The 12207-nt window shown below is 72.6% G+C and carries 12 protein-coding genes and 1 pseudogene; 2 read left to right on the forward strand and 11 right to left on the reverse strand.

Annotation, left to right across the window (positions count from 1 at the left end):
* Positions 1-2: 2 nt before the first annotated feature.
* The 8 genes from GJQ66_RS04490 to GJQ66_RS04525 all read right to left on the reverse strand — a co-directional run bounded on the left by GJQ66_RS04490 (position 3) and on the right by GJQ66_RS04525 (position 7771).
* Positions 3-1163, reverse strand: a complete 1161-nt coding sequence (locus GJQ66_RS04490) for a UDP-N-acetylmuramate dehydrogenase (protein ID WP_368732662.1) — start codon at positions 1161-1163, stop codon at positions 3-5.
* Positions 1160-1579: a MaoC/PaaZ C-terminal domain-containing protein gene (locus GJQ66_RS04495; protein WP_155048142.1), complete on the reverse strand. Its 420-nt coding sequence runs from the start codon at positions 1577-1579 to the stop codon at positions 1160-1162. Before GJQ66_RS04495 ends, GJQ66_RS04490 begins: the two co-directional genes overlap by 4 nt.
* Positions 1579-2028 (reverse strand): MaoC family dehydratase N-terminal domain-containing protein, encoded by a 450-nt coding sequence (locus GJQ66_RS04500; protein WP_155048143.1) that lies wholly within the window; start codon positions 2026-2028, stop codon positions 1579-1581. The genes GJQ66_RS04495 and GJQ66_RS04500 overlap by 1 nt, the downstream gene beginning before the upstream one ends.
* Positions 2029-2030: 2 nt before the next feature.
* Positions 2031-2831, reverse strand: coding sequence for a sulfite exporter TauE/SafE family protein (locus GJQ66_RS04505; RefSeq protein ID WP_155048144.1), 801 nt, complete (start codon positions 2829-2831; stop codon positions 2031-2033).
* Positions 2832-2922: 91 nt separating this feature from the next.
* Positions 2923-3765 carry a hypothetical protein gene (locus tag GJQ66_RS04510; RefSeq protein ID WP_155048145.1) on the reverse strand — a complete coding sequence of 281 codons (843 nt, stop codon included), beginning with the start codon at positions 3763-3765 and terminating at the stop codon, positions 2923-2925.
* Positions 3762-4454 carry a response regulator gene (locus GJQ66_RS04515; RefSeq protein ID WP_368732663.1) on the reverse strand — a complete coding sequence of 231 codons (693 nt, stop codon included), beginning with the start codon at positions 4452-4454 and terminating at the stop codon, positions 3762-3764. The genes GJQ66_RS04510 and GJQ66_RS04515 overlap by 4 nt, the downstream gene beginning before the upstream one ends.
* A complete protein-coding gene (locus GJQ66_RS04520; RefSeq protein WP_155048146.1) occupies positions 4442-5713 on the reverse strand; it encodes a sensor histidine kinase in 1272 nt (423 codons plus the stop codon). The genes GJQ66_RS04515 and GJQ66_RS04520 overlap by 13 nt, the downstream gene beginning before the upstream one ends.
* Positions 5714-5776: 63 nt before the next feature.
* Entirely contained in the window at positions 5777-7771 is a 1995-nt protein-coding gene (locus GJQ66_RS04525; RefSeq protein ID WP_155048147.1) for a GGDEF domain-containing protein, read from the reverse strand.
* A gap of 93 nt (positions 7772-7864) precedes the next feature.
* Between GJQ66_RS04525 and GJQ66_RS04530 the strand changes: the two genes are divergently transcribed.
* Complete coding sequence (locus GJQ66_RS04530; protein ID WP_155048148.1) at positions 7865-8563, forward strand: EAL domain-containing protein; 699 nt, start codon at positions 7865-7867, stop codon at positions 8561-8563.
* Here GJQ66_RS04530 and GJQ66_RS04535 read toward each other — a convergent pair whose 3' ends face one another.
* The 3 genes from GJQ66_RS04535 to GJQ66_RS04545 all read right to left on the reverse strand — a co-directional run bounded on the left by GJQ66_RS04535 (position 8564) and on the right by GJQ66_RS04545 (position 10815).
* On the reverse strand, positions 8564-8773 hold the full coding sequence (locus tag GJQ66_RS04535) for a hypothetical protein (RefSeq protein WP_155048149.1): 210 nt from the start codon (positions 8771-8773) through the stop codon (positions 8564-8566).
* Positions 8770-10188: a glycosyltransferase gene (locus GJQ66_RS04540; protein WP_155048150.1), complete on the reverse strand. Its 1419-nt coding sequence runs from the start codon at positions 10186-10188 to the stop codon at positions 8770-8772. The genes GJQ66_RS04535 and GJQ66_RS04540 overlap by 4 nt, the downstream gene beginning before the upstream one ends.
* A 78-nt stretch (positions 10189-10266) precedes the next feature.
* The gene (locus tag GJQ66_RS04545; RefSeq protein WP_155048151.1) at positions 10267-10815 is read right to left on the reverse strand and encodes a TetR/AcrR family transcriptional regulator; all 549 of its coding nucleotides are present in this window, start codon (positions 10813-10815) and stop codon (positions 10267-10269) included.
* A 96-nt stretch (positions 10816-10911) separates the two neighbouring features.
* On the opposite strand from GJQ66_RS04545, the pseudogene GJQ66_RS04550 reads away from it, so the two are divergent.
* Positions 10912-12147, forward strand: a pseudogene (locus tag GJQ66_RS04550) (IS3 family transposase).
* The last annotated feature ends 60 nt before the right edge of the window (positions 12148-12207 follow it).

The following is a 12207-nucleotide window of genomic DNA, read 5'->3' on the forward strand; positions in this document are numbered from 1 at the left end:
AATTAGAGGCTGACGCCGACGAACACCGGCTCGGGGTTGAGGTCGACCCCGTACTCGGCGGCGACGCGGGTGCGGCAGAAGCGCGCGAGCTCCGCGACCTGCTCCGCCGTCGCGCCGCCGCGGTTCGTCAGCGCGAGCGTGTGCTTCGTCGAGAGCGTCGCGCGGGATCCCGGCAGGCCGTACCCGCGCCCCAGCCCCGCGTGCTCGATGAGCCACGCCGCGCTGACCTTCACGGGCGGCGCCGACGGCGCGGGCGGCCGAACGACCCCGTCCCACGTGTCGAGCGCGAAGACCTGCGGCCGGTCCGCCTCCGACTCGATCGGCCACCGGGGGCACTCCGCCGGGAGGGCGCGCGCGTCCGCGTCCGACAGGATCGGGTTGTTGAAGAAGGATCCCGCGCTGCGCGTGTCCGCATCGTCCGCGTCGAGGACCATGCCCTTCGACCCGCGGATCGCGAGCACCGTGCGGCGGATCCAAGAGAGCGACACGCGACCGGCCCCGTCCTCGCCGTCGGCCCGCGCGCCGTCGAGGCCCAGGGCCTGCCGCAGGCGCGGATCCTCGAGGGGGCGCGGATCCGCGCCCACCTCCCTCAGCTCGAGCGTCAGCGCGACGACGACGGCCGAACGCTCGGGCTCCGCGCCGTAGTGCCGTTTGAGCACCGACGTGCGCGGCCCCAGGCCCAGCTCGCCGGCGGGGACCTCCACGACCGTGTCGGCGCCCTCGTCGAGGAGCTCGACCGACACGAGGGTTTGCACGATCTCCTGGCCGTACGCGCCGACGTTCTGGATCGGCGCGGCGCCCGCCGTGCCGGGGATCCCGCTCATCGCCTCGATGCCCGCGAGCCCGTGTTCAACCGTCCACGCAACCAGCGCGTCCCAGTCCTGTCCCGCCTCGACACGGATCCGCCGGGATCCCTCGGGCGCGCCCGGAACCTCCGCGAAGCCCGCGGTTCGCACGAGGACGACCGTACCGTCGAAGGGCTCGTCGCCCGCGAGCAGGTTCGACCCGCCGCCGAGGACAAACCAGTCGTCCCCCGCCTCCCACACGGCGCGCAGCTCGGCGACGAGCTCCTCCGGCGTCGTCGCCTCGCGCATGCGCAGCGGCGCGGCGCCGACGCCGAGCGTCGTCAGCTCGGCCAGGGTGCGCGGGGCGATCTCGCTCACGCGCGCCCCGCGACGACCGCCTGCGCCTTCCCGAACACCTTCGTCTCGCCGTGCGTGACGGCGAGGTCGATGCGCGCCGTGCCGTCGTCGTTCACGGCGCCTACGGTGGCGCGGATCGCCACGTCGGCCCCCGCCTCGGCGTCGACGACGACGGGCTTCGTGAAGCGCACGACGTACGACGCGATCTCGCCGTCGGACCCCAGCCATTCCGACACGACGGAGGCGCCGATGCCCATCGTCAGCATGCCGTGCGCCAGCACGCCGGCAAGGCCCACTCGCTCGGCCACCGCGTCGCGGTAGTGGATCGGGTTGAAGTCGCCCGACGCGCCCGCGTACCGCACGAGCGACTCGCGCGTGAGGTGCACCGTGCGCTCGGCGACCACCTGGCCCTTTTCGAGACCGTCCAGCACGCTCATCACTCGTCCCCCGATCCGATCAACAGCGTCGACGCGGCCGTGACCACGTGCGCGCCGGTCGCGTCCGTCACCTCGGTCTCGCTGGAGACCATGGCGCCCGCGCCCATCTGCCGCACGCGCGTGACGGTCAGCTTCCCCGTCAGCTCGTCGCCCGCGACGATCGGCCGCGAGTAGCGGAACTGCTGGTCCGTGTGGAGCGCGCGCTCGAGCACGACGCCCGTCGACGGATCCGCGAGCAGCTGCTGGAGCGTTTGGTCGGCGATCACCATCGCGAAGGTCGGCGGCGCGACGACGTCGGCGTGGCCGAGCGCGCGGGCGGCCGCGACGTCCGTGTGCTGCGGCGCGGTCGCGAACACGGCGCGCGCGAACTCGCGCACCTTCTCGCGGCCCACGAGGTATGGCTCGGTCGGCGGGAACTCGCGCGCGGCGAGGTCGGGATCCACGGGCATGATCAGTCCTCTCGGGTACGGCGCGCGCGAATCGCCTTCTGCGCCATCTGTGCGCCGATGACAACGAGGAAGGCGGCGAAGAGCATGTTCGCGATGAACGGATCCACGAGCCCCGCGACGAGCGCGCCGAGCGGGGTCGTGAGGATGGTGGCGGCGGCGATGACGCCGGCCGCGACGAAGTCGACGTTGTGATTGCGCGCGTTGCGGATCGCGCCCGAGATCGTCGTGGGGATCATCATGAGCAGCGACGTGCCCTTCGCGACGAGGTCGCTTGACCCGAACAGGAGGATCAGCACGGGCACGACGATGATGCCGCCGCCGACGCCGATGAGGCCCGACAGGATCCCCGTGACCACGCCCACCGCGACGAGCGCGATGCCGAGCCACACATTGAGGGGCACGCCCGCGTCGCGGTCCGGAACGATGAAGAACAGGCTCACGATCACGACGACGAGGAAGCCCACGAAGCACCACCGCAGGGTCGCCTCGCTCAGGCGATGCAGGAGCTGCGCGCCGATCGGCGCGCCGATGACGCCGCCGACCGCGAGAAGCAGCGCGGCGATCCAGTCGACCTGGCCCTGGGACGCGTAGGCGACGACGCCGACCGCCGCCGTGACGATGATCGAGGCGCCGGACGTGCCGGAGGCGAGCTTCTGTCCGAACACCGCGAAGGTGACGAGCAGCGGGACGATGACGGTGCCGCCGCCCACCCCGAAGAGCCCGGACATGAAGCCCGAGACGAGGCCGATGGCGAGGAAGGTGAGGAGCGTGCGGGCCCCGCGGGACCGGACGTCGGAGATCATGCGCGAATCACCCGCCCCACCTTACCCGCGCCGCGCGGCGCCCCCGGATCCGCCCGGCACGCGTGCCCCCGCGCGCGCACCGGGCGGGGTCTCATTCGGCGAACACCTCGACGCTGCCGGCGGTGATCGCGATGTCGAGTGTGCGGTCGGCCGCGGGGTCGTGCGCGATGCGGCTCGTGATCTCGCCCGCGTCGCGCGAGGTGCGCACGTCGTACGGCACGTCGGGGAGCGTGAGGGAGACGGATCCGGCCGTGGCGCGCACGGCGACCGCGCCGGGCGCCTCCCCCGCGAACGCCGCGTCGAGGCGGCCGGCGGTGACCTCGAGGTCGGCGGTGCCGACGTCGGCGAGCGCGAGCACGCCGCGACCGGCCGACATCTCCGCATCGACCGACCGGGCCGTACCCTCGATCTCCGTGGATCCCGCGCTCATGGCGGCCGTGACATCCCCGAAGTCGCCCTCCGCGACGAGGCGGCCCGCGTCGACCTGGGCGTCGAGGTCGACGCCCGCGAGCGAGGCCGGGAGGGTCAGCGTCGCGGACGTGCCGCGACCCCACGTGACGGGCCATCCAAAGCGGTCCTCGGATCCGACGACGATGGCGTCGCCGTCCCGGTCCAGCGTCCAGGACGCGCCGCCGTCCTCGGCCTCGAGCACGGCCTCGCTCACGGGCCCGAACTCCACGCGCAGCTCCCCGGCGGCGACGTCCGCCTCCACGGCGGTCGCGCCGGCCGCGCCGACGGAGGTGGTCGCCTCACCCGTGAGGGACGAAGCGACCGAGCTGCCGACCGCGGCGAAGGCAACGCCCACGCCCGACAGCGCGAGCGCCCCGGCACCCAGGACCCCGATGGTGATCGCGAGCGCCCGTGCGCCAGATCGGGCCGCGTCGCTCTGCGTGGGCCCCGCGCCCGTGCGCGGGGTCTCGTCTTCCTGCGTCATCGCTCGTATCCGTTCTGCGTGGGGGTGACGGGCCCGGGTTCGGCCGTCGCGTCGATGTGGGCGAGCACGGCGAGCACGCGGCGGTTGCCGTGCTGGTCCTGCTCGAGGTCGAGCTTGGAGAAGATCGAGGTGATGTGCTTCTCGACCGCCCCCTCGCTCACGAAGAGGATCCGGGCGATCGCGCCGTTGCTCTTGCCCTCCGCAATGAGGGACAGCACGGCCCGCTCCCGCTCGGTGAGGCGCTGCATGCGCGCGTCCCGCGAACGGCGCGCGAAGAGCTGGGCGACGACCTCCGGATCCAGCACGCTCGCGCCGGAGCGGATCCGCTCGATCGCCTCGAGGAAGTCGGCGACGTCCGTCACGCGGTCCTTGAGGAGGTACCCCACGGCGCCCCCGGCCTGCGCGATGAGGTCGCTCGCGTAGCGCTCCTCCACGTACTGGGAGAGGACGAGGACCGCCTGCGCGGGATCCTGCCGCCGGAGGGCGAGGGCCGCGCGGATCCCCTCGTCCGTGAACGTCGGCGGGAGACGCACGTCGACGATCGCGAGGTCGGGCGCCAGGTCGGCGGCCGCGGCGAGCAGGCGCGAGGCGTCGGGCAGGGCCGCGACCACCTCGTGGCCGGCGTCGGCCAGCAGGCGCGAGATGCCCTCGCGCAGGAGGACGGAGTCCTCGACGATCAGGATGCGCACGGGACGCTCACCTCCAGGGACGTGGGCCCGCCGGCGGGGCTGTCGAGCCGTGCCGTTCCCCCGAGGGCCGCGATGCGGTTCTGAATGCCGTCGATGCCGCCGCCGGGGATGACCCGGGCCCCGCCGACGCCGTCGTCCTCGACGCGCGCCCACAGCGCGCCCGCGTCGGGGCGGTCGCGCACCACGACGCGGGCGGCGCTCGCGCGCGAGTGCTTCGCGGCGTTCGTGAGGCTCTCGGCGATCGCGAAGTAGACGGCGGCCTCCGCGTCTCGCCCGGCGCGCTGCGACATGCGGACGTCCAGGGTGACGGGGATGTGCGAGCGGCTCGCGAGGGCGCTGAGCGCCGCGTCGAGACCACGGTCGTCGAGGACCGAGGCGTGGATCCCGCGCGCAAGCTGCCGCAGCTCGGTGATGGCCGCCTTGGTCGAGGTGTGCGCCTCCGCGACCAGCTCCTTCGCGCGCTCCGGATCCGTGTCGATCTTCTGCTGCGCGAGCCCGAGGGTCATGCCGACGGAGACGAGCCGCGGCTGGACGCCATCGTGCAGGTCGCGCTCGATGCGGCTGCGTTCTACGTCGCTCGCGCGGATCGCCTCGTGGCGCTGGTTCACGGCGTCGCGGGCCTGGGCGGCGAGCTGGGCCTCGCGGATGGGGGCGATCAGCACGCGGGCGAGCACGCCGTGGAGCAGGGCGACCCCGATGAGCGCGGCGAGCGCGAGCGCCGCGACGACGATGCCCGCGACCGGCGCCCACCCCGATTCCAGGGGCAAGAGGTCCCACAGCACGCGCGCGTTCGGCGGCGCGTAGAGCGGCGCGAACGCCGCCGCAACGGCCGCCACGAGCGCCGCGACGAGCGCCACGGCGATCCAGCCGAGGACGGTCGCGATCGCGAGGTGGGCGATCGCGCGCCACATGCCGCCGTCGATGAACTGGAGCCAGATGGTGTGGAGGAATCCGACGAACCCGCCCTTCGGCGAGCGCCTCGCCCGCAGCATCGGCATCCCAAAGCCGTAGAGCCCCTCGACGCGGGCCGTCTCGAGGAAGGCCGCGGCGAAGAGCGCGTAGACCATGGCGACGAGCAGGAGGACGCCGAGGCCGAAGGCCGCGAGGCCGCCCACGCCGGTCGTCAGGAGCGTCCCCAGCACCGTGAAGCACGCGGCGCCGTAGAACGCCATGAAGCCGAGGTGCGCGATGGCGCCGATCAGCCGCAGCGGCGAGGACAGCGGCGGCGGCGCGACGGGAGGGGCGGTCTGCGAGGTCATGCCTCCAACGTATGCGGGGCGCAGCGCGCACACAGCGGGGCGATCCTCCGGGCTCGCCGGGGGTTATCCCTCCCGCGTAGAGGGACGGGCCGTGCCGCGGAGCGCCTTCCGCGCGCCGAGCGCCTGGTCCGCGCGGTGCAGCACGTGGTCCACGCCCTCGCCGCACGAGACCTCGGCGATGCCCCACGTCCACGGATCCGCCGCGCCGTCGCGCAGGCGCGCCATGAGGTGGCCGGCCGCCTCCGCGTCGGTTCCGGGCAGGACGACGACGAACTCGTCGCCGCCGACGCGCGCGATGAGGTCCCCCGCGCGCAGATCCGCCCGCCACTGGGCGACCGCGCCGCGCAGCGCGGCGTCTCCGCGCGCGTGCCCGTGCGTGTCGTTCAGCACCTTGAAGTGGTCGAAGTCGATCGCGGCGACGGAGAGCGGCGCCCGGCGCCGCCGCGCCCGCGCCTCGAGGCGCGGGAGGGCGTGCGCGAGCCCCAGGCGGTTCAGCGCGCCGGTCAACGGGTCGCTGCTAGCGGTGCGCCGCAGGCTCGCGCTCGAGGCGACGACCACCTCGAGGAGGAGCCACGCGGTCGCCGCGGAGACGACGAGCGGCGCCACGCCGACGGCCGGCACGAGCGTCGGCGCGATGAGGACGGCGCCCGACAACGCGGCCAGAAAAGCCGCCGCGATCCCCCGTGCCGCCCGGGGAGGGTAGAACGTCGCGAGGACGACAGCCACGAGGGGCATGCCGAACATCGCCTGGAAGAGCGCGCCGGGTTGATCCGTGAAAACGGCGTGCGCCATCGCGGCCGCGGCGAGGACGGTGATCCACGCGAGCACCGCGCCGCGCGGGAACCGGCTCCCGGCGAGACCCGCCGCGATCGCGAAGGCGACGCTCACGGATCCGTTCACCGCCGAGATCGCTGCGCCCACGGGGCTGATCGTGACGAGGGCCGCCGTGTACGCGCTCGCGGCGAAGGCGAGACCGGCGAGGATCCACACCCGCGTGTAGGTCGTCTGCCGGGCGAGTACGCCGAGCCGCCCGGTGGAGAACTCGTCGCGCGGTGTTTCGACCGCCGCGGCGACGGGCGCCGTGCGGCGCTTGTCGGCATAGAGCTCGGGGTCGGCCGCGAGCACGGCATCATCGAGCGCGCCGTCGAGCGGCGCCAGCCCGGCGGCGAACGCGTGCGGGCAGGCGCGGCGCAGGTCGACGATCACGGCGCGCGCAGCGGCCTCGTCCGCGGCCGGGAACACGAGCACGAACTCGTCGCCGCCCCACCGCGTCACGAGCCCGCCGTCGGGCAGGGCGCGCGCCCATCCCTCGACGCTCTCGCGCAGCACCTGGTCGCCCTCGGCGTGGCCCAGGCGATCGTTGATGGCCTTGAGGCCGTTGAGGTCGGCCGCGACGACCCAGGCCTGGCCCGGGCGCCGCCGCAGCTCCCGCATGCGGCGGGTGAGGCCGCGCCGGTTCAGCGCTCCCGTGAGCGGATCCACGAGCGAGTAGGCGCGCATGTCTTCCGCCAGCGCGATCGACAACTCGGCGATGATGAAGCTCACGACGTACCCGAACGCGATGCCCCACGGGTACGCGGCGAGCGCCTCGCGGAACGTCGAGTTCGCGAGGAGACCGACGGTGATCATCACGAGCACGGCACCCGCCAGCGCCCGCGCTCGCCACGGCGAGAACGTCCACCCCGCGTAGGCCGAGGCGATCGGCACGAGGAGGACGGGGGTCACGAAGTCTGTGAGGTTCGTCACGGCGGCTAGCCCCACGCCGATGGCGCCCGCCATCGCGACGATGCCGATCGCGCCCGCCATATCCGAGAAGCGCCGGCCGGCGAACAGCGCGCCGACCACGATCGTGAGGCACACGAGGATCGCGAACCACGCTGCGCCGACCTCGGCGATGCGCTCGGCGCCCGCGGGGCTCACCGGGAGCAGCGTCGCGATCACGATGCCCACGAACGCGCACCCGATCGCGGTCATCGCGGAGGAGGTCGATTGCCGACGACCGAACGAGCGCAGGGCGGACAGCACGCGACTTCCGGCCCGGTCGGTCGATCGCGCCACGTCGTCTCCCCTCGCGGTATTTCGCTTAGCCTACCGGCGCGTCTCAAGGCGAGGCATAGGCAGACGGCCCGCGCGGCAGTACGTTGGCCCGATATGGACACGTCACCCGAGGCCCCGACGCACGCGGAACGGCACGCGCCGCGCCGCGATGGCGACGCGCATCGCATCGTGTTCCAGCCCTTCGTGGAGTTCGCGACCGGCGAGGTGCGCGGCTACGAGGCGCTCGCCCGCTTCGAGGACGGGCGGATCCCGCCCGAGCACCTCGAACAGGCCGCGGCCGAGCACCGGCGGCGCGCCCTCGAGCTTCGGCTGCTCCGCAGCGCGGTCGCCGCGGCCGAGCACCTGCCGGCGGACATGATCGTGACCGTCAACGCGTCGGCCGACACTCTCGTCGCCCCGGAGCTGGGCCGCCCGTTCCCCGATGGCCGGCGCTGGGGGATCGAGCTGTCCGAGACCTCGTCGTTGCCGCCGGAGACCGACCTGCTCGTCGTGTGTCACGCGGTCGGCGCGGAGCTACTGCTCGACGACGTGGGGGCCGCGAACGCGGGCGAGGAATGGATCCGCACGATCCGGCCCGACATCGTGAAGATCGACCGCGCCGTCGTCTGGGGCGCGGCGGAGGGCGATCCGCGGCGATCCGCGGAACTCGATGCGTTCTCCCGCGCGGCGCGCGACGTCGGCGCCACGGTGGTCGTGGAGGGCATCGAAACCACGGCGCACCAGGAGACGGCGGTCTCGCACGGCGCGACCCACGGCCAGGGATACCTCTACGGCCGGCCGCGGCCCGTCTGATCACACCGGGTCGTCGGGGTGGATGCTGCGCGTTTCAGCGCGGCGTGAGCGGCCGCGGTGCGTGAGGCGCGGCGCGGGGAAGATCTTCAGGAGCGCGAGCGCCATGTAGAGGATCGTGTTGACGGCGACAAACGAGGCGAGCACGGCGACCCAGCCGCTCTGCAGGAGCTCGACGGGAAACAGGAGCCCCGCGGGGAGCGGCGCGATCACGAGGTCGCTCCCTCGGCGTCGGCCGGGGGCAGGTGCGACCAGGTGGCCTCGCGCCCGAACGTCATGTCGATGATGCCCTTCACGAAGACGATGTCGATGAACAGGTCGTAGAGCAGCTCGGGGAACACGAGCAGCGCGACCACCCGCGCCCGCCAGCCCCCGGCCCAGACGGTGACGAGGCGCTCCAGCACGAACACGGCGCCGATGATCAGCCAGAACGTGAACCAGACCCACTGGTCGATCGAGACGAGGAACAGGAAGACGAAGAGGAAATAGCTCGCGAGCGCGATGACCGAGTATCCGATGCCGATCTGCTGCGCCCAGTACCGGGTCGTGGTCGCCGTGATGCCGTAGGCCCCCAGGTTCTCGACCGCGCCGCGCTGCCACCGGAGCCGCTGCTTCCACAGCATGCGCCACGACGGCATGATCTCGGTCGTGACCGTGCAGCTCGTCGGCGACACGATCAGCCCGCCGAGGCTCTTGATCGCGATCGTGATCTCGTTGTCCTCCGTCAGCGCCACGGTGTCGTACACGTCGCCGGGGATGCCGGGGATAAGGTCGCCGCGCGCCGCCGCGACGGCGCGCAGTGCCGCGGGCCGGAAGACCGAAGCGGTGCCGCTCAGAACGAACACACGCCCGCGGCGGCGCTCGATCTCGCGGGAGTAGCGGGTGTACTCGTTGCGCTGGAACTGGCCGAGGAGACCGCCGCCCTCGTCGCCGAGGAACAGTCCACCCACGGCCATGAGGGCGCGGTCGGAGGTCATCCGGGCCCTGGCCGTTTCGAGGAAGGTCGCGCTCGCGAAGCTCGTGTCCGCGTCCATCACGAGGACGCCGTCGTTGTCGCCGAGCTCGGGCAGGATCCGCGCGAGCGCCTGATTGAGACCGCCCGCCTTCTTCGCCGTGTTGTCGACCGTCTCGAGCACCTCGACCCCCGCCGCGCGCGCAATCTCGACCGTCCTGTCGGTGCAGTTGTCGGCGATGACGATGATCCGCTCGGGCGGCGTCGTCTGGGCCGCGAGGGACGCGAGCGTGGCGGAGAGGTTGTCCTCCTCGTTGTGCGCGGGGATGAGCGCCGTCACGGTCACCTCGCCGGCGAACACGCCGCGTGTGGCCGCCATGATGCGGCGAGGCGAGAGCGGCCTATCGACGCGGGTCGGATCCGCCGTGCGCGAGCGATTCGCCGTGCGCGCCTCATACCACGCGACACTCGTCCCGGCGGCCACCGCAAGGACGACCGCGGCCACGATGATCCACAGCGCCGGGGCGTGCGCGTCATACCAGACGTCCACGCCCCAAATCTCGAGCATCTCGGGCCGCCAGAGCGGCCGCGGAGCGCCGAGCGCGATCACGACCAGGAGCGCGACCGCCGCCGCCAGAGTGACCCCGATGATCGCGAGTCCCGTGAACCTCCGCATACGTCCTCCCCACCCACGACGCTAGCGCCCCAATGCCCCGCTTTTGCCCATCGGAACGGCAGCGTGTAGGTATATCGGTCAGGGCGTGAGGGCCGCGGCACGCGCGCGGAGAACCTCGCGCGCGATCGCGGGCGGGAGCGCCCCGCGCTCCGACACGACTTGAACGGCAAGGCCGTCGGCGAGCGCGTTCAGCTCGGTCGCCCCGCGGCGCGCGGCGGCGGTCGATGCACCGCAGGCGTCGAGGGTCTCCGCGAGTTGCCGCCGGCGGTTGGAGGCCAGCCCAACGATCGCGTCGTTCGTCGCGTCGTCGACGGCGGCGTGCCCGGCGAGCGCCAGCCACACGCGGGCGAGCGGATCCACGCTGCTGGCGGGGATCCGCGCGTCGAGGAGCGCCGCGAGACGTTCGCGGGGTGCGGCAGGGAGGTCCCTCTCTTCGTCGGCGGCGTGGAGCACGGCTGCGGCCGCGGCCAGCATCGCGGCCTTGGTCGCGAAGTGGTGCTGCACGGCCCCGATCGACAGACCCGCGCGGGCGGCCACGCGCCGGACGCTCACCCCGTCCATGCCCGCGTCCGCGAGAACGGCCAGGAGGGCACGGGTGACATGGAGGCGCGGGGGAAGATCGGGCACCGGTCAACAATACAGATGTATGCGGATTCCGGCGCTTAACCCCTGATCTTGGACACGCTGATTCCAGCACGCCGCTGAGAAGCGAGCGTCCAAGGGATGGCAAGGAAGAACTACACGGACGAGTTCCGGCAGCGTGCAGTGGACTTGTGCGAGTCCACCCCGAGCACGACGTTGAAGGGCATCGCGGCGGACCTCGGGATCTCCCGCGGGGCTCTGAAGGAGTGGGTCGACAAGCATGGTTCCGCGACCACGACCGCCGGGACGACACCGACGCGCGCGCCGGGCCGGTCGGAGTCACCGGCAGCGAAGATCCTCCGGCTGGAGGCCGAGAACGCGACGTTGAAAGCGGAGCAGGTCAAGCTCGAGACGGAGCGGGACATCCTCCGTTAGGCGGCGAAGTATTTCGCCGGGGAGACGAACAGGTGAACCGCTTCCAGTTCGTCCAGGACCACCAGGGCGCCTACGGCGTGAAGCGGTTGTGCGAAGTCATCGACGTGTCGCGATCCTCGTTCTACGCCTGGGTCGCGGCGGCGCCCAGGCGTGCCGCGCGGGGGGGCGGCGGATGCCGAACTGGCCGACCGAATCCGGGTGCTGCAGGACCCTGAGCAGGGCGGCGACCGGGCGTACGGGTCGCCGCGGATCACCGCGGAACTCAACGAGTCGACGCCCGGTGCGAAGCCGGTGAACCGCAAGCGCGTCGCCCGAGTGATGCGCGAGCACGACCTGGCCGGCATCCGGCTGCGACGCCGGGTCAAGACAACGGTCCCAGATCAGTCAGGGCGCAAGTTCCCCGATCTGTTGCAACGCGACTTCACGGCGTCGGCGTCGAACCTGCGGTACGTCGGCGACATCACATATCTGCCGATCGCGCACGGCACGAACCTGTACCTGGCGACAGTGATCGACCTGTGCTCGCGGAAGCTGGCCGGATGGGCGGTGGCCGACCACATGCGCACCGCGCTCGTCGAGGACGCACTCAAGGCCGCCCGCGCCGAACGCGGTTCGCTGCGTAGCGCGGTGTTCCACTCAGACCACGGCTCGACCTACACGTCGAAGGATTACGTCCGCCTCTGCACCGACTTCGGCGTCACGCAGTCGATGGGCGCGATCGGCTCGTCAGCGGACAACGCGTTGGCGGAATCGTTCAACGCGTCCCTGAAACGCGAGCTCCTGGCCGGCGCGCCAGCGTTCGCCGACCAGGCGTCGGCGTACCGGACCGCGTTCCGGTGGGCGAACCGGTACAACACCCGCCGACGCCACTCAGCGATCGGCAACATCGCCCCGAACACCTATGAAGCCGCGTACTCGACTACCCTCGCGGAAGCGGCATAACCGAAACGACACCGTGTCCACGATCACGGGTCAAGACCCCCGTGTCCGTCTCGCCATCAC

This window comes from Microbacterium sp. ZXX196 (assembly GCF_009709595.1).
Taxonomy (GTDB): domain Bacteria; phylum Actinomycetota; class Actinomycetes; order Actinomycetales; family Microbacteriaceae; genus Microbacterium; species Microbacterium excoecariae.